This is a genomic window from Mitsuaria sp. BK041, assembly GCF_014193085.1.
In the GTDB taxonomy this organism is placed as follows: Bacteria; Pseudomonadota; Gammaproteobacteria; order Burkholderiales; family Burkholderiaceae_C; genus Roseateles.
The window spans coordinates 130,047-147,094 of record NZ_JACHYT010000002.1 but is presented as its reverse complement, the minus strand read 5'-3'; the positions used below and the strand labels follow the sequence as shown (position 1 = coordinate 147,094).

Below are 17,048 nucleotides of genomic sequence, written 5' to 3'. Positions count from 1 at the left end.
GCGTGGGAGCGACGCGAGACCGGCGCGAGGGCGCTGGTCCCTCCGACAGGAATCGAACCTGTATCTGCCGCTTAGGAGGCGGCCGTTCTATCCATTGAACTACGGAGAGCCCACGCAGCGCCCGGGCGGGCGGCTGCGCGAAAGCGGCGGATTCTCGCATGGAAGGAGCGCCTGGCACGCGGCCGCTCGGCCTCGGCCGCGCCACAGGTTTGCTACAGGCCCGCTACAGCCCCGCTACTCCCACTTCCATTGCCAGATCACGTCCAGCCCCTGCTGGTACTCGCTGGCCTGCGCCCGCAGCGTGAAGCGCTGCGCGAGCTTGTAGATCACCTGCCAGGAGCCGGTGGTCGCGTTCAACCCGCGCTCGTAGGCGACGAAGACGTTGCGGCTCACCTGCTTGCCCAGCCGCACGACGGTGCCCCGCGCGTCGTCGCCCTCGCCGCTGAAGGACAGCTCGTCCAGGCCGATGTTGTGGATCAGCTTGTCGCTGGCGCTCTCGCCGTCGCCGCTGATCAGCGCCATCGCGGCGCGCTGCATCAGCGCGGTGTCGCTGCGGCCGAGGTTGTCCGGCGAGCGGCCCAGCACCAGCCAGGACAGCTTGTTGGTTTCGCTCATGTCGGGCTCGGAGTAGAGCCGGATCCGCGGGCTGTTGGCCGTGCCGGTCACGGTCACGCCCACGCGCACGTCCTCGTTCTCCATGCCGGGGCGGATCGCCAGCACGTCCAGCCGCGGGTTGTCCAGCGGCCCGACGAAGCTGAACACGCCGCGCTCCACCACCAGTTTCTGGCCGTAGGCGTTGAAGGTGCCGCCTTCGCTGCGGACCTCGCCGGTCATCTGCGGTCTCGGCTGGCCGTCCTGCGCCACATGCAGCAGGCCGCGCAGGCGCGTGTCGATGCCGTAGCCCTTGAGCTGCAGCCGCCGGCCGAGGTCCAGGTCGAGGTCCAGCTTGAGCCGCATCGGCTTGCCGCTGCCGTCCACCGCCTTGGGCGGCGCGCTCTGGCGCACGACCTGCACGTCGCTGTCGAGCTGCGGCGCGTCGCCACGGGAGAAGTCGAAGAGGCCCTCGACGACGACGAACTGGCCCTTCAGGTCCAGCAGCTGTGCGCTGGCCTTGAGCTGCGCGGCGCCAGTGGCGACGACGCGCCGGTCCACGCGCTGCAGCAGCGCGAAGGTGTCCGCCTTCAGCGAGAGCTCGGCGCTGGGCTGGGCGCCGAAGCGCAGCGTGCCGTCCATGTTCACCGTACCGTTGCCGGCCCGGGCGCTGAACTTCTCCAGTCGGGCCTCGCGGCCGCTCATGGTCAGCGCCAGCTCGCCCTGCTGCATGTCCACGCCCATCAGCGGATTGCGCAGCGAGAGCTTCTGCGCGCCGGCCTGGCCGCGGATCTCGGGCGCGCCCAGCGTGCCGCCGAAGCTCAGCGTCGCCGCGAGGCTGCCGCCCAGGCGCCAGCCGGCGGGCAGCCACGGGCCCCAGTTGCCCATGTTGTCGACCTTGGCCTCGATGCCGCCTTCGAGCTTGGCGCCCGGCGTCGGCAGCGCATGCGCGTTGGCGGCGCGGAAGCTCAGGGCGCCGCCGACGGCGCCCATGTTCTCGCCGGCCACGCCCTGCACCAGGTGCCACACGCCCTGGTCGGCGATCACGCCCAGGCGCAGGTCGGTCAAGCCCAGGCGCTGGGTGCTGACTTCGTCGGTGACGGTCAGGTCGCCGCGGGTGCGCTCGATCATCGCGTCCACCGTCAGGCCGCGCGCGTCGCGTCGCGACTTGAAGCGGCCTTCGATCTGGAGGTCGCCGCCCCAGCCGAAGTCCGGCTGCAGCTTGTTCAGCACCGGCGCCGCGGCCAGCGGCTCCAGCGCGGCCTGCACGTCCCATTCGCCCGAGGGCAGGTCGGACCGCGACGAGCTCTGCCAGTTCATCCGGTCCCAGCGCAGGCCGGCGCCGAGCAGCTCCATCCGCCCCGGCGCCAGCGCCGCCTGCCGCGGATCGAGGCCGCGGTCGAGCCGCAGCGCCAGTGCCAGCGGCCCGGCCTTGAGCAGCGGCGTCGGCTGCTGGCTGGCTTCCAGCGCGAGCGCCAGGTTGCGGGCCTGCCAGTTCGCGCCCTGGCGCCAGGCCTGCAGCGGATCGGTGTCCAGCGCGCCCTCCAGCGCGAGCCGGGCGCGAGCGCCCTGCGGGTCCAGCGGCACGGTCTGGGCGAGGGTGCCGCCCGCGCCGCTCGCGGCCTGCGCGCGCGCGACCACCTTGGTCGCGGTGGGCTGCGTCAGCACCGGCGGCAGCGGGACCTGGCCCTGCGTGGTCAGGGTCAGGCGATGCTGGGCCCAACTGCCCGACAGCTCGAGCTGCAGGTCGTCCAGCCGCGTGCTCTGCTGCGGCAGGCGCAACTGGCGGAGTTGCGTCGTCCAGGCGAGGCGGGCGTCCTTCAGGCTGGACAGCGACCACTGGCCCGAGGCGGCATCGAGCTGCAGCGCCGGCCGGCTGCCGGAATTCGCCGGCAGGCCCGGCACGCCGGACAGGCCCAGGCCCTGCAGCTGCCACTTGCCGTCGCTGCCGTACTGCACCTGGCGGGCGCCGGGCTGGACCAGCACGACGCTGGCCTGCGCCTGGGCGCTGCCGACGATCGTCGCCTGCGGGAAGCGGGCGCGCAGCATCGGCTGCAGGCTGGCGAGCTTCGGCGCGTTCAGCTCGATCGAGAGGTCGACCTGTTCGCGACGGGCCGAGGCGTTGATGCGGCTGCGCGCCTGCAGCGTGGCGTCCGCCAGTTTCAGGTCGGCGAACAGGTCCGGCGCGGTCGCGCCGTTGCGGCTGTAGCGAAGCTGGCCGCTCAGCGGCAGGCCTTGCCACTGGCTGGGCTGCAGGTCGAACTCGGCCTTGCCTTGCGGCCAGAGGCTGCCGCGCACCGATTGCAGCGTCGCCTGCAGGCGGCCGTTGAGCGCCTGCGGCAGTGCGCCTTCAGCCAGAGGCTCCGCGCTCAGGCGGCGCGGATCCAGCCCCTGCACCGAAGCCTCCAGCCGCGTCTTCCAGCCCTCGGCGAGGGAAAGTACCTCGTTGAGGGTGAACTCGCCCTCGGCCTTCAGCGTCGCCGGGCCGGAGCGGGCCTGCAGCCGCTGCAGCGCGACGGACCGCTGCCGAAGCTCGGCCGCCAGCGTCATTTCCAGCGGCGCTTGCAGCTTGCCCTGGCCCAGAACGCCGGCCAGGTCGCCCTCGACCGTCAGGACCGGGTCGGCGCCCCGTGCGGCCAGGCTTGCCGGGGTGCCCAGCTTCAGTTCGCCGCGGGCCTGGACCAGCGGCCATCGTGCATCGATCTGGCGGCTGTCCAGGCCGGTCAGGCGCAGCGTCAGCGCACTGCCGCCCGACTGGCTGGTCTGGCCGACGGCCTGCAGTCGTCCGCCGCCGGCCAGCTGCGCATCGAGCCGCGGCAGGCGCAGCCGGGTCCAGTTCGACGGGTCCAGCAACAGGTCCAGCTGGAGCGCGCGCAGCGGCAGGCGGTCCTGGTCGAGACGGCCGGCCGCGCCGTTGTCCAGGTCGGCCTTGACGCTCAGCGACCGGTCGGCGTTCGGCGTCATCGTGACCAGGCCGGTCAGGCCGGTGCGCGGCACGCCGTCGGTGCCGGGCAGCAGCGCGGCCAGATCCAGGTCCTGCGCTCGCGCCTGCAGCTGGGCGACGGGGAAGGGCGCGAAGGCCTGCAGCCGCGCCTGCACCTGCAGCCGCTGCCTTGCCGCCTCGAGCGAGCCCTTCAGCGTCAGGTCCGCGAGCGGTCCGTCCAACTGGAACGGCGCCGTCCACGGCAGCTCGCCGGTGGGCTGGCTCAGCGTCCAGCGGCTGGCGAGCTTCAGGTCGTCGCGCGTCGCGATGCGAGCCTCGCCGGCGAGGGTCAGTCCTTGCCAGGCCAGCGACCTGACCGTCAGCGCGTGCTGCTGGCCGCCGTCGCTGCCCAGCGCCGCGCTGCCGCGCAGGCCGCGCAGGGGCTGGTCGAGGCCGGGCGCGAAGAGCTCGCCGATCTCGAGGTCGGCGATCGTGATGGCCACCGGCGACAGCAGGCTCAGCGGCGGCTTCGCCGGCTCGGTCGACGCGCTGGGCGCCATCTGCACCCGCAGCCGCGCGACGGCCAGCCGGTCCGCCCGGACCTCGCCCCACAGCAGCGGCGACCGGTTCCAGGCCAGCCGCACATTGCGCCACTGCAGCTGCTCCAGGACGATGCGGTCCTCGGTGCCGGGCAGCACCAGCTCGGCGCGGTCGACGTCGAAGTCGCCCAGCAGGCGACCACGCGCCTGCTGCAGCGTCAGCCCCGGCACCTTCGCGAGCACGTAGGCCGTGCCGCCTTCGGTCTTCAGCGCCCAGACCAGCGCCAGCAGCAGCAGGCCGACCAGCACCGGCACGGCCAGCAGCACCCACAGCAGGCCGCGGCCGCGTCGCCGACGGCGCAGCCGTCGGGCCGCGTCGCCGTCGTCGGTCGGGTTGGTGGGGCCAGCAGGCGCGGGCGCGGCGGCGGGCGTCGCGCCGGAGGGCGCGGGCGGCGGGAGATCGTCGCGGGGATCGCTCATCGGATTACAGGCTGATCGCCACGCTGAAGTGCAGGCGCCACTTGTCCACCAGGTTGCCCTTGGCGAAGTCGAAGCGCAGCACGCCGACCGGGCTGCGGTAGCGCAGGCCGGTGCCGTAGGCCCAGGCGGGGTGGTAGTCACCCCAGTTCTGCGCGGCCTGGCCGGCGTCGAGGAACAGCGCGCCCATCAGCTGCGGGATGCGCGGCGTGAGGGGGTGCGAGACCTCGACGCTGCCGTTGAGCAGCACGCGGCCGCCGGTCTGCGCGCCGGTGGAGTTGACCGGGCCCAGGTCGTTGTAGCCGTAGCCGCGCACGCTGTCGTCGCCGCCGGTGCGGAAGCGCAGCGCCTCGGGCAGGCCCAGCTTGCCCTTGGCCAGGATCTGGCCGCCTTCCAGCCGGGTCGAGAACAGCCAGCGGCCCGACAGCGGCGTGTACCAGAACACCTTGCCGGTGGCGCGCGCGAACGGCCCGTTCTTCTCCGACGAGCTGTCGGCCCAGCCGCCGCCCACCGTCATCGTCGCGCTCCAGCCCTTGGTCGGCAGCACCCGCGAGTCCAGCCGGCGCCAGGTCATCTGCTGGTTCAGCGAGACCGCGCCAGCCACCGTCGTCGGGATGTCGGGCTTGTGCTCCCAGGCGCGCAGCACCTCGATGTAGGTCAGCCGGTCCTCGGGCTCGGTCTCCTTGGCGTAGCCGAGCCGGGTGCTCAGGTTGAGGTTGACCTGGTCGTTGTCGTCGATGCGCTCGACCTTCACCAGCGCCAGGCTGCGCTGCATGTTGGGCTGCGGGTGCGAGCTGATCTCGGTGTCCAGCGCCTGGCGCACGCGCGAGAGCTCGAGCTTGCTGCGCTCGCGGATGTTCAGGCCGAAGGGCTTGCGGTGCGTGTATTCGATGCTGGTGCTCGGGCCGTCGACGGTCCGGTAACCGACGCCCAGCGTCACCTGCTGGCGCGCCGCCTCGCGGATCTTGACGGTGACCGGCACCTCCACCGTCTCCGCGCCGGGCGGCGGCGTGACGCTCTCGGGCTGGATCTCGACGCTGGCGCTGTCGAACAGCTGCGTGCCCAGCAGCCGCTCCTGGAAGTCGAGCAGCAGCTTCTCGTTGTAGGGCTGATGCAGCTTGTAGCCGGCCAGGCGGCGCACGCTGTCCTCGGGCTGGTGCTTCAGGCCCTCGACCGTCAACTCGCCCAGCGTGAACAACGGCCCGGTCTCCAGCGTCACGGCGATGTCGACCTGGTTGTCGTCGGCCTGCACGACGGCCTCGCTGTGCGTCATCCGCGCCAGCGGATACCCCTGCGCGCGGGCGCGGGTCAGCAGCGCGTTCTTGGCGGCCGCCCAGTCGCCCTGGCTGAAGCCGGTCTGCGGCTGCAGCAGCCAGCTCTGGGTCAGCGTGCGTTCGAGCGCGCCGGCGAGCTTGTCGCCGCGCTCCGCGGCGATCTTGAGCGGTCCCTCGATGCGCAGGTCCATCTGGCGCACCAGCGCGCGCGGGCCGGTCTCGACGATCAGGCGCAGGTTGCGCACGCCGTCGTTCAGGTCGCCCACTTCCTCGGTCCTGACCTTGGCGTTGAAGTAGCCGGCGGTCTCCAGCAGCTTGGTCGCCTGCTCGGGCGCGACGGCGGCGAGCCGGCGCAGCTCGGCGGCGGTCAGGCGCATGTCCTCGGGCGTGTCGCGGAAGCGCGCCAGGTCCAGGTGCTGCATCAGCAGCGCGCGCAGCTCCGGTGGCGCCTCGACGGTCAGCTCGTAGGCGGAGATCCGGCGCCGCGTGACGTTGGGATTGGCCTCGTCCGGCTCCTCGGTGGCGGCGACCTTGAGTTCGGCCTTGCGGTCGGTGGGCAGCAGCGAGCAGCCGCCCAGCATCGCGCCCGCCGCGCCGATCGCCACGATCGGCAGCAGGCGCCGCAGAAGCCGGAGGAACGAGGGCGTCGGTAGCGTCGCCGTCATCGGTTGAGCACGCGCATCGCCTGTTCGAGGCCGCCCATCGTGAGCGGCATCATGCGTTGCTGCATCAGCTGCTGGATCAGCGAGATGCTCTGGCGGTACTGCCAGACCCCGGCCGGCTCGGGGTTGATCCAGACGTGCCTGGTGAAGTGGCTGGTCAGCCGCTGCAGCCATTCGGCGCCGGCTTCCTCGTTGTTGTATTCGACGCTGCCGCCGGGCTGCAGGATCTCGTAAGGGCTCATCGTGGCGTCGCCGACGAAGATCAGCTTGTAGTCGCGGTTGTACTTGTGGATCAGGTCCCAGGTGGAGGTCTTCTCGCTGAAGCGGCGCCGGTTGTTCTTCCAGACGAAGTCGTAGACGCAGTTGTGGAAGTAGAAGAACTCCAGGTGCTTGAACTCGCTCTTGACCGCGGAGAAGAGTTCCTCGACGCGATGCACGTGCTCGTCCATCGTGCCGCCGACGTCCATCAGCAGCAGCAGCTTCACTTTGTTGTGGCGCTCCGGAATCATGCGGATGTCCAGCATGCCGGCGTTGGCGGCGGTCTTGTGGATGGTGTCGTCCAGGTCGAGCTCCAGCTCCGAGCCCTCGCGCGCGAAGCGGCGCAGCCGCCGCAGCGCGACCTTGATGTTGCGGGTGCCCAGCTCGATGCCGTCGTCGTAGTCCTTGTAGGCGCGCTGCTCCCAGACCTTGACCGCGCTGCGCTGGCCGCCCGGGCCGCCGATGCGGACCCCGCGCGGGTTGACGCCGCCGTTGCCGAAGGGGCTGGTGCCGCCGGTGCCGATCCAGCGGCTGCCGCCTTCATGGCGCTCCTGCTGTTCCTCCAGGCGCTGGCGCAGCGTGTCCATCAGCTCGTCCCAGTCCAGGGCCTTGAGCTGGGCGAGCTGCTCGGGCGTGAGCTCGCGTTCGAGCTGCTTGGTGAGCCATTCCTGGGGCAGCGCCTTGAACAGGTCGCCCATCAGTTCCACGCCCTTGAAGTAGGCGGCGAAGGCACGGTCGAACTTGTCGAACAGGGCCTCGTCCTTGACCAGCGCGGTGCGGGCGAGCGCGTAGAACTTGTCGACCGTCGGGCCGCTGCCGCCCTCGGCGCGGTCGTCGAGCACGCCGGCCTTCAGGGCTTCGAGCAGGGTCAGGTACTCCTTGACGGAGACGGGCAGCTTGGCGGCGCGCAGCGTGTAGAAGAACTGGATCAGCATGGGCCTCCCCCTGAACTCCGGGGCATCCGGGCATTATCCATGCCGGTTGACCGGTCCGCGGGCGTAGCATCGGCGGCACGCACGGGTCCGCGGCCGCGGGACCGCGGAGCTTCCAACGTTGGGATCGGGTGCATGGATCACGGTCAAGGCCACGGCGACGACAACGCCGAAGTCGAGGCGATGCTGCAGGCGCTGTACGGCGCGGTGCGCGAGGAGCGCGGCCGCTGGGTCGGCAGCTACGAGAACTACCGGCTGACCAGCGCGTTCCAGCCGGTCTACGGCTATCCGCACCGCCGGCCGGTCGGTTATGAAGGCCTGATCCGCGTCGAGGACGACCGCGGCCGGCCCATCACGCCGGTCACCGCCTTCGACGGCGTCGGCAATTTCGACCAGCAGGTCTGGCTGGACCGCCTGTGCCGGCTGCTGCACGTCCACAACTTCGTCGCGCAGCGGCAGCCGGACTGCTGGCTGTTCCTGAACATCCACCCGGCCGTCTTCAACCATGCCGCGCTGCAGGTGCGGATGCTGGCGCGGGCGGTGGAGGTGGTGCATCAACTGGGACTGCCCACGCACCGGCTGGTGTTCGAGGTGACCGAGGACGTGATGGCGCGCGACGACTCCTTCGAGGACGCGGTCGAGGCGGCGCGCGCGACCGGCTGCCTGCTGGCGCTGGACGACTTCGGCGTCGGCCATTCCAACTTCGACCGCATCTGGCGCATCCGTCCGGAGATCGTCAAGCTGGACCGTTCGCTGCTGGTGCGCGCGCGCGGGTCGCGGCGCATGGCGCGGGCGCTGTCGCAGATGGTGGCGCTGCTGCATGACTGCGGCTCGCTGGTGCTGCTGGAGGGCATCGAGACCACCGAGGACGCGCAGATCGCGATGGATGCGGACGTGGACCTGGTGCAGGGCTTCGCCTTCGGGCATCCGGCGCCGTTCCTGCGCGACGAGGAGGGCGTGTCCGCGCTCGAGGACGTCTGGGGCCTGTTCAACGAGCGCCAGGCGCGGCGGCAGCGGGAACACCAGGACCGGCTGACGCCGTTCCGCAGCGCGCTCGCGCTGGCGCTGGGACCGCTGCAGCAGGGCCGGTCGCTGGCCGAGGCGTGCCAGGCCTTCCTGCGGCTCGAAGGCGCGCAGATGTGCTACCTGCTCGACGAGGAAGGTCGCGAGCTCGGCCCGCGCGCGGTGCCGGCCACCGGGCCGGCCGGGATCGATCCGCGCTTCCTCCCGATGGCGCGCGCCGGCGACGCGCGCTGGGCGCGCCGTCCCTATTTCCGCCGCGCGGTCGAGACGGTCGGCGAGATCCAGGTCACCCGCCCCTACCTGAGCCTGCACGGCGCCCGGATGTGCGTGACGGTCTCGGTGGCGTACCGGCAGGACGGCCGGTTGCGGGTGCTGTGCGGGGACGTCGACTGGAACGAGGCGTGAGCGGCGCGGCGTCGCGTTGCGGGGGCCGGTTCATCGCGCCTTGAGCACGCCCAGCCGATACGGCAGCCGGTCGTAGTCCGCCGTCGACGTTGCCGATGCCGGGTCGACGCCTTGATACAGGTACTGCATGTTGCAGGCGTTGATGGTCAAGGTCTCGTCGTGACCGGCGCGGATCATTTCGCCGTGGCTGATGTCGTTGGTCCAGCGCGGGCCGTCGAACGACACATTCGCGGCGCCTGCGAACGGGGCCGACTGCTTGTCCGCCAGCGCCGTCCACGGGCCATCGAGGCTGGTCGATGTCCAGGCGCGGAAGTAGCGCGGCCCGTAGGCCTCGACCAGCAGCAGGTACTGGTTGGTGCCTTCCACCTTGTAGACGTTGCTCGCTTCGAACAGGCGCGGCGCCTCGTCCGACATCACCGTCTCGTAGCCCGAGAAGTTGGGGAAGTTGCCGATGGGGGTCTTGGAGCGATACAGCTTGCCGTTGTCCGCGGAGAAGAACAGGTGGCAGTTCTCGCTGTCGCAGATGACCCAGTAGTCGAGCGCCTTGGGCGGTCCGCCGCTGAGCAGGGGCTGGGGCGCGGCCCAGCCGTCGGGATTGGCGATGTCGGTGTTGGTGGAGTACTTGGCGCCCCACTGCGAGATCAGGTACCACTTCTTGTGCGGCCGGAAGTAGAAGACCTGCGGCGCGACGGCGTCGCCCACCGGCTTGCCGGCCAGCGGCACCTGCACCGCGCTGGCGGCCTTGGAGAAGTCGCTGAAGTTCAGATAGACGGCGCTCCAGGCGTTCCTGGACGTATCGAAGACCGTGGCGAAGACGTGATAGAGATCGTTGTAGCGGACGATCGTCGGATCCTTGATGGACACGAAGCTGGCCGACTGCGGCGCGATCAGGGGCTGCGTGGAGGTCCATGAGAACGAGGACGGCAGGGCGCAGGGAGCGGGCGCCGGCGCAGACGGGGGTGCTGGTGCCGGATCGGGCGCAGGAGCAGGAGCAGGCACCGGTGCAGGAGCGGGCGCAGGCGCAGGCGCAGGCGCTGGTGCTGGTGCTGGTGCCGGTGCAGGTGCAGGTGCAGGTGCCGGTGCAGGTGCAGGTGCAGGTGCGGGAGCAGGCGCTGGTGCCGGTGCCGGTGCCGGTGCCGGTGCCGGAGTGGGCGAAGCCGCGGGAGCGGGGGCTGGGCTGTTGGCGGTCGGCGGATTGGTCGGGTTGCCGTCGCTGCCACCACCACAGGCCGTCAGCAGGAAGGGCACCAGCGCCCAGCCCCTGACGAACGCCGACAGGATCCGGGTGGTGCGGGGCGGTTCAACCTTGCATGCGCGAGAAATCATGGCGGCGGGGCGGTTGATCGAGAGAAGGGTCAGTTCGTTTTCCCGACGAAGGTCGTCACGCCATACGCGATCGGCGCGGTGAACCGGCCCTGCGCCACCGGGATCGATGCCGGCACCTGCTTGGACGCCGACCCGAGCGACAGGTTGCCGTCCGTGCCGATGGCGCCCAGGGCCGTGTCGGCCGTCACGTAGGCCGACACGGCGCTGCCGTCGGCGCCGGGGACGGCGAAGGTGCGTGTCGTCGCGGCGCCCGCGTTGATGGCGACGACGGCGAACTCGCCGGTGGCGGGGTTCTTGAAGGCGGTGATGAGGAGTCCCCCAGCACTGCCGTCGACGCCGATCCGCACCCACCCCGGGCGCACGAAGCGCGAATAGTTGCCCAGGGCGAAGAGCCGCTTGGTCAGCTGGAAGTCGCCCTTCTTGCCGATCAGTCCCTCGTTGTCGTCGTTGATGCCGTTGAGCCACCAGTAGTGCCAGGCGGTGACGTTGCCCGAGACGATCGCCTCGTTGATCCAGCCGCCCACCTTCAGCGCATTGGCGATGGAAGGATCGAAGGCCTCGAAGGAGGACTGCTCGGTCTCCCACAGCGGCTTGTTCAGCGGCTGGTACTTGCCGACGCCGCCGTACTGGTGGGTGGCGTAGATGCCGACGTAGCCGCGGGCCGTGGGGTCGGCGTCGATGGCCGAGGCATAGCTCCAGAGCTTGTCCCAGGACGCCGATTCGGGCGCCAGGATCCGGGGCGGCGAGGGCAGGTTCAGCGCGGCGACCGCCGCCCCGAGCCGGCCGACGAAGGCGGCCATGTCGGGGAAGCTGTACAGGCACATGTCGTAGAGGCCCTTGGTGTCGAAGTCCGGCTCGTTCTGGGCGGAGATCGCGTACAGCGGAGTGCCGACGTTGCCGTTGAAGTTGGTCACGAACGACGCGAGGGTGGTGGCCCAGGTGGCATAGGCGTCGCTGCGCAAGGAGCCGGAATTGAGGTCGCCCGTCGTCTTCAGGCTCGCCGGCGGCGACCAGGGGGAAGCCCACACCTTGGCGCCCCGCGCGATGGCGAGCTTCGCGTTGTTCCAGGTGGAGAAGGTGCCACCGTCACGATTGATGCCCATGCGCAGCAGCGACAGCCCGATGCCGGAGGACGTGCTGAAGTACAGGTCCGCCTGCGCGCCGGTCAACGGGCCATGCCAGGCATCGGAGGCGCCGAAGCCGTCCATGGTCTGGTGAAGCTCGGTCCACTTGAGGGTGAAGTCCACCGCGGAGGCTGGCGCTGGTGCTGGTGCTGGTGCTGGTGCCGGAGCTGGTGCCGGAGCTGGAGCCGGAGCTGGAGCCGGAGCTGGAGCTGGAGCTGGAGCTGGAGCTGGAGCTGGCGCGGGAGCAGGTGCCGGAGGCGGAGCTGGTGCGGGAGCAGGTGCCGGAGGCGGCGCTGGTGCCGGTGCCGTGGAAGGTCCGGGTGCGGGGGAGCCGGAAGTCGACGGTGTCGGGGCGGCGCTGTCGCTCCCCCCGCCGCCGCACGCCGCCAGCGTGGAAGCAACCAGGAGGCTCAACAGGGCGAATTGCGAGGACGCGCGGCCAGTGCTTGCGGACATGACGAATCAGGCGGGGAAGACGAGACGCGCGGATTCTTGCGGACACGTCGCGTTCGTCCCACCGTGGGCGTCACGATCACCGGCGCGATCGTTTCATTGCCATGGCCCCGCAGCGACATGGGCGAGGACGCCCCAACGCGGGCGAAGGCCGCGCGAAGCGGCTTGCCGTCGAGCAGCGGATGAGGCTGCTCACGCCATCAAAACGAATTGGTGATGATTTGGTTGGATCCGACTGGCGCGGGCGCGACACGTCTCTTACGCTCTCTTGCGTCTTGCACGTGGCGCGTCCGCCTCGCCACCAGTCAGCGAGGCCTTTCGGGGCTGGTCATGCCGCTTCAGCCAGTCGAAGAACTCCCCGTACCAGAGCTTCGAGTTCCGCGGCTTCATGACCCAGTGGTTCTCGTCCGGGAACCACACCAGCCGGGCGGCGATGCCCTGCGCCTTCAGCGTGTTGTAGTAGGCCAGACCCTGCGCGTCGGGCACGCGGTAGTCGAGCTGGCCGTGGATGACCAGCGTGGGCGTGTTGAAGTGCTGCGCGTAGCCGATGGGACTCTGCGACGCGACCTTGGCCGGATCCTTCCAGTAGGCCGTGCCCAGCTCCTTCGCATGCCACAGGTAGGCGTCGTTGGCGAACATCGCCGTCCAGTCGTAGCAGCCGGCATGGCAGACGTAGGCCTGGTAGCGGCCGGCCGGCACATGGCCGTTCATCCACGCGACCATGTAGCCGCCGTAGCTGCCGCCCGTGGCGAAGACCCGCTTCGGGTCGGCCCAGGGCTGCTGGAGCAGCAGGTCGGTCGCGCGCTCGACGTCCTCCAGCTCGAGCTCGCCCCAGCGGCCGGTGATCGAGTCGGCGAAGCGATTGCCGAAGCTCGATGAGCCGTGGTAGTTCACGCAGGCGACCACGTAGCCCGCCGCCGCCATCGCCTGGTGGTTCCAGCGCCAGTGCCAGCTGTCGCCCATCGCGGTGTGCGGGCCGCCGTGGATCAGGTGCATCAGCGGCGCCTTGGTCTTGCGGCGCGGGTCGAATCCCGGCGGATAGTAGAGCCACATCTGCACCGGCTCGCCGAGCGCGCCCTCGTACCAGCGCTCCTCGACGGCGCCGAAGGCCAGCGTCGACAAGGCCTCGTCGTTGAAGGACTCGATCCGGTGCAGCACCTGTTCCGCGGCATCGCCTTCCCGGTCGACGACGGACAGCCGCGGCGGGAAGCTCGCGCTGTCATGCAGGACGACCAGCGTGCCGGCCTCCAGCGCGAAGGCGCCGACATGGCCGCCCTCGCACAGCGGGAAGGCGTGCAGCGTCTTGACGTCGAAGCGGTAGAGGTGGCGGCGGCCGCGCTCCTCGGCGCAGAAGAGCACGCCCAGGTCGTCCTCGTCCCAGCGCAGCGGCGCGGCGACCTCCTGGTCCCAGTCCTCCGACAGCACCGCCCAGTGGCCATGGGTGTCCAGCACCGCCAGCTGCTGCGGCATCGTGTGCTTCAGCCCCTGGTGACAGGCGACGAACGCGATGTGGTGCCCCGCATGGCTGTACACCGGCGCGACCAGGTCCCAGGCCGGCTCATGCAGCAGCACCTGGACCCGGCCGGAGCGCACCTCGACCTCGGCCAGCGCGTTGCGGTGCTCCAGCGTCTTGGGCGTGTTGGGGTCGAAGCTGAAGACGATGCGGCGGCCGTCGGGCGAGATGTCGAAGCTGTCGGCATCCGGCTCGGCGCGGCTCAGTTCGTAGTCGGTGCCCTCGAAGAGGTCGCGCACCTGGCCGCTGTCCAGGTCGACGACATGCAGGTGCGGCACGCGGCCCATCGGCAGCGCATGGTCCCAGAAGCGGTAGAAGCCTTCCTCGGTGACATAGGCCGAGTCCTTGCGATCCTTCTCGGCCTGGCGGCGCTGGGCCTGCGCGGCCTGGCCCTTGAGCGCGGGATCGACCCAGGACACGAAGGCCAGGCGCCGGCCGTCCGGGAACCACTTGAAGGCCTCGACGCCGAACGGCATCTTCGTCACGCGGCGCGCCTCGCCGCCGTCGGGCGGGATCACGTACAGCTGCGGGGAATCGTCCTTGTCGCCCTGCTGGTCGCGGCGCGCGACGAAGGCGACGAGGTCGCCCTGCGGGCTCCAGCGCGGCTGGCCGTCCTTCTCGCCGGCGGAGGTCAGCGGACGCGCATCGCCACCCAGCGTGGACAGCAGCCACAGCGAGGTCGCGCCCTGGTTCTTCTCCATGTCGAAGCGCGTCACCGGCACCACGGCCTGGGCGCCGTCCGGCGACAGGCTGGGCGCGCCCAGTCGCGCCAGCGACCACAGCGCGTCGACGTCCAGGGCCTTGAGCGCCATCGTCGCGCGGGCGCGCTTCGTGGTGGCCCGCTTGGCGCGCTTGGCGGTCTCGCCCTTGGCCGTGTCTCGCTTGGCGGTGTCTTGCTTGGCGGTGGTTTTCCTGGACGTGGCCATCAGGCGCTCCGGGGCTTGTCGAGTTGCCATTGCAGGTGGTTGCGGACCGTCGGCCATTCGGCCGCGGTGATGCTGTAGACGCAGGTGTCGCGCAGCGTGCCGTCGGGCATGCGCAGGTGCGAGCGCAGGATGCCGTCGAGCTGCGCGCCCAGCCGCTCGATCGCGCGGCGGCTCTGCGTGTTCAGGCGATGGGTGCGGAACTCCACCGCGATGCAGTCGAGGGTCTCGAACGCATGCTGGAGCAGCAGCAGCTTGCACTGCGTGTTCAGCGCGCTGCGCTGGCAGGACGCGCGCGTCCAGGTGGAGCCGATCTCGACGCGGCGGTTGGCCGCATCGATGTTCATGTAGGTCGTCATGCCGGCGGCCCGGCCCTGCGCGTCGAAGACGGCGAAGGGATTCATCGTGCCGGCGTCGCGCAGGCCCAGCCGGCGCTCGATCTCGGCGGCCATGCGCTCGGGCGCCGGCACGGTCGTGTACCAGAGCTTCCACAGCGCGCCGTCGTCGGCGGCCTCGGCGAGCGCCTCGCGGTGCGCGGGCGACAGCGGCTCGAGCCGCGCGTGCGGGCCGGCCAGGGTGACCGGCGCGGTGAAGGGAGTGGATGCGGTCATGCGATCGGGCCGACCCCGCGGCCGGCGGTGGAGGGAAGGAGTGGGGCGCTCAGCCCTTGCCGCCGAGCAGCAGCCGGCGCAGCAGCCAGCGGCAGCCGCCCATGCCGGCGAGGATGGTGAGCAGGCCCAGGATCTGCGTCGTGCCCCAGCCGGGCGCGCCGATGAATTCCCAGCCCAGCGCGCGGCCGACCAGCAGGCCGATCACGCCGCCGCCCACGAAGCCCAGCGCGTCCGCCAGCGCGGCGCGCCAGGCGGCATTGAAGTCCTGGCTCATCGCGGCGGCCTCAGCGGTTGCGGCTCTGCATGTAGACGAGCTTCTCGAACAGGGTCAGGTCCTGCTCGTTCTTCAGCAGCGCGCCCACCAGCGGCGGGATCGCGACCTTGTCGTCCTGCGTCTGCAGCGCCTCGGCCGGGATGTCCTCGGCCAGCAGCAGCTTGAGCCAGTCGATCAGCTCGGAGGTCGAGGGCTTCTTCTTCAGCCCCGGCAGCTTGCGCACGTCGTAGAAGGTCTTCAGCGCCGCCGCCAGCAGCTCCTTCTTGAGGCCCGGGAAGTGGACGTCGACGATGGCCTGCATCGTGTCGGCCTCGGGGAACTTGATGTAGTGGAAGAAGCAGCGCCGCAGGAAGGCGTCCGGCAGTTCCTTCTCGTTGTTGGAGGTGATGAAGACCAGCGGCCGGTGCTTGGCGCGCACCCACTCGCGGGTCTCGTAGACGTAGAACTCCATCCGGTCGAGCTCGCGCAGCAGGTCGTTGGGGAACTCGATGTCGGCCTTGTCGATCTCGTCGATCAGCAGCGCCACCGGCGTGTCCGAGGCGAAGGCCTGCCACAGCGTGCCCTGGACGATGTAGTTCGAGATGTCGCGCACCTTGTCGTCGCCGAGCTGGCTGTCGCGCAGGCGCGAGACGGCGTCGTACTCGTACAGGCCCTGCTGCGCCTTGGTCGTGCTCTTCACATGCCACTGCAGCAGCGGCAGTCCCAGGGACTTGGCGACCTCCTCGGCCAGCAGCGTCTTGCCGGTGCCCGGTTCGCCCTTGACCAGCAGCGGCCGCTTCAAGGTGATGGCCGCGTTGACCGCCAGCATCAGATCCGGCGTGGCGACGTAGTCCTGGGAACCTTTGAATTTCATGAGGGGTTTCTCTAGCGCAGCGGTGAAAACCAGTATATAGGGCCCCCCCTATAATCGCGCCGCCCCAAATCCTCGAAGATCGGGACCATGAGAAGACAACTGCAGATCTCCCTCGCGTTGATGCTGGCCGGAAGTGCGTTTGTTGTATCCGCTCAGTCCAACGCCCCTTCGTCGCCCGCGCCGGGACAAGCGCCGGCCGCGACCCCACCCGCCGCGGCAACACCTGGCCCCCAGGCGCCGGTGCAGGCCAAGGTGGCCATGTGCATCGGCTGCCACGGCATCCCGGGTTACCAGGCCACCTTCCCCGAGGTCCACAAGGTCCCGATGATCGCGGGCCAGAACGCCAAGTACATCGCCTCCGCGCTGACCGCCTACGCCAAGGGTGACCGCAAGCATCCGACGATGCGCGGCATCGCGCTGCCGCTGGGCGACAAGGACATCGCCGAGATCTCCGAGTACTACGCCGGCCTGGCCCAGGTCGAGGCGGTGCCGGCGACGGTCGAGGCGCCCGCCGACGTGAAGAAGCTGCTCGACAAGGGCGCCTGCGCCAGCTGTCATGGCGCCAACTTCAGCAAGCCCATCGACGGCACCTATCCGAAGATCGCCGGCCAGCACGCCGACTACCTGTACGTCGCGCTCAAGTCCTACCAGATCCAGGGCAAGCCCTATCACGGCCGCAGCAACGCGGTGATGGCGGGCCAGGTCAAGCAGTTCACCCACGCGGAACTCAAGACGCTGTCCCAGTACCTGGCCAGCTTGCCGTCCGAACTCCGTACAGTCCCGCAGTCCCGGTTCCGCTGAACCGTGGCACGCTGAGGCCGGGCTCCCGGCCGCGGCGCGAAGACAATCACGAACCGCCCCGAGGGGCGGTTTTTTTCATGGTCGCC

The 17,048-nt window shown here is 70.4% G+C and carries 13 protein-coding genes and 1 tRNA gene; 4 read left to right on the top strand and 10 right to left on the bottom strand.

Going from position 1 to position 17,048, the window contains the following annotated elements; all coding sequences use genetic code 11:
• Positions 1 to 34: 34 nt before the first annotated feature.
• The 4 genes from FHT38_RS16535 to FHT38_RS16520 all read right to left on the bottom strand — a co-directional run bounded on the left by FHT38_RS16535 (position 35) and on the right by FHT38_RS16520 (position 7,659).
• Positions 35 to 109 (bottom strand) — tRNA-Arg (locus FHT38_RS16535).
• 125 nt (positions 110 to 234) lie between these two features.
• Positions 235 to 4,533 (bottom strand): translocation/assembly module TamB domain-containing protein, encoded by a 4,299-nt coding sequence (locus FHT38_RS16530; protein WP_183492593.1) that lies wholly within the window; start codon positions 4,531 to 4,533, stop codon positions 235 to 237.
• Between the two features lie 4 nt (positions 4,534 to 4,537).
• Positions 4,538 to 6,469, bottom strand: coding sequence for an autotransporter assembly complex family protein (locus FHT38_RS16525; protein ID WP_183481818.1), 1,932 nt, complete (start codon positions 6,467 to 6,469; stop codon positions 4,538 to 4,540).
• Positions 6,466 to 7,659, bottom strand: a complete 1,194-nt coding sequence (locus FHT38_RS16520; protein WP_183492592.1) for a VWA domain-containing protein — start codon at positions 7,657 to 7,659, stop codon at positions 6,466 to 6,468. The genes FHT38_RS16525 and FHT38_RS16520 overlap by 4 nt, the downstream gene beginning before the upstream one ends.
• Before the next feature lie 132 nt (positions 7,660 to 7,791).
• Here FHT38_RS16520 and FHT38_RS16515 point away from each other — a divergent pair, with 132 nt between their 5' ends.
• Positions 7,792 to 9,084 (top strand): EAL domain-containing protein, encoded by a 1,293-nt coding sequence (locus tag FHT38_RS16515; RefSeq protein WP_255488834.1) that lies wholly within the window; start codon positions 7,792 to 7,794, stop codon positions 9,082 to 9,084.
• A gap of 30 nt (positions 9,085 to 9,114) precedes the next feature.
• Here FHT38_RS16515 and FHT38_RS16510 read toward each other — a convergent pair whose 3' ends face one another.
• Positions 9,115 to 10,083, bottom strand: coding sequence for a non-reducing end alpha-L-arabinofuranosidase family hydrolase (locus tag FHT38_RS16510; RefSeq protein WP_221213847.1), 969 nt, complete (start codon positions 10,081 to 10,083; stop codon positions 9,115 to 9,117).
• Here FHT38_RS16510 and FHT38_RS25095 point away from each other — a divergent pair.
• Positions 10,044 to 10,349, top strand: a complete 306-nt coding sequence (locus FHT38_RS25095; protein WP_221213993.1) for a hypothetical protein — start codon at positions 10,044 to 10,046, stop codon at positions 10,347 to 10,349. The genes FHT38_RS16510 and FHT38_RS25095 overlap by 40 nt on opposite strands.
• A gap of 90 nt (positions 10,350 to 10,439) precedes the next feature.
• On the opposite strand, the gene FHT38_RS16505 is transcribed toward FHT38_RS25095, so the two are convergent.
• Positions 10,440 to 11,657, bottom strand: a complete 1,218-nt coding sequence (locus FHT38_RS16505; protein WP_183492590.1) for a hypothetical protein — start codon at positions 11,655 to 11,657, stop codon at positions 10,440 to 10,442.
• A 17-nt stretch (positions 11,658 to 11,674) separates the two neighbouring features.
• Here FHT38_RS16505 and FHT38_RS16500 point away from each other — a divergent pair, with 17 nt between their 5' ends.
• Positions 11,675 to 11,992, top strand: a complete 318-nt coding sequence (locus FHT38_RS16500; RefSeq protein WP_183492589.1) for a hypothetical protein — start codon at positions 11,675 to 11,677, stop codon at positions 11,990 to 11,992.
• A 253-nt stretch (positions 11,993 to 12,245) separates the two neighbouring features.
• Here FHT38_RS16500 and FHT38_RS16495 read toward each other — a convergent pair whose 3' ends face one another.
• The 4 genes from FHT38_RS16495 to FHT38_RS16480 are packed head-to-tail and all read right to left on the bottom strand — an operon-like array spanning position 12,246 to position 16,161.
• Positions 12,246 to 14,426 (bottom strand): S9 family peptidase, encoded by a 2,181-nt coding sequence (locus tag FHT38_RS16495; RefSeq protein ID WP_255488833.1) that lies wholly within the window; start codon positions 14,424 to 14,426, stop codon positions 12,246 to 12,248.
• Positions 14,426 to 15,034, bottom strand: a complete 609-nt coding sequence (locus FHT38_RS16490) for a GNAT family N-acetyltransferase (protein ID WP_091725728.1) — start codon at positions 15,032 to 15,034, stop codon at positions 14,426 to 14,428. Before FHT38_RS16490 ends, FHT38_RS16495 begins: the two co-directional genes overlap by 1 nt.
• A gap of 49 nt (positions 15,035 to 15,083) precedes the next feature.
• Positions 15,084 to 15,308 (bottom strand): hypothetical protein, encoded by a 225-nt coding sequence (locus FHT38_RS16485; protein WP_091725725.1) that lies wholly within the window; start codon positions 15,306 to 15,308, stop codon positions 15,084 to 15,086.
• 10 nt (positions 15,309 to 15,318) lie between these two features.
• Positions 15,319 to 16,161, bottom strand: a complete 843-nt coding sequence (locus tag FHT38_RS16480) for a MoxR family ATPase (protein ID WP_099861416.1) — start codon at positions 16,159 to 16,161, stop codon at positions 15,319 to 15,321.
• A gap of 99 nt (positions 16,162 to 16,260) precedes the next feature.
• On the opposite strand from FHT38_RS16480, the gene FHT38_RS16475 reads away from it, so the two are divergent.
• Positions 16,261 to 16,962, top strand: a complete 702-nt coding sequence (locus FHT38_RS16475; RefSeq protein ID WP_404935743.1) for a c-type cytochrome — start codon at positions 16,261 to 16,263, stop codon at positions 16,960 to 16,962.
• The last annotated feature ends 86 nt before the right edge of the window (positions 16,963 to 17,048 follow it).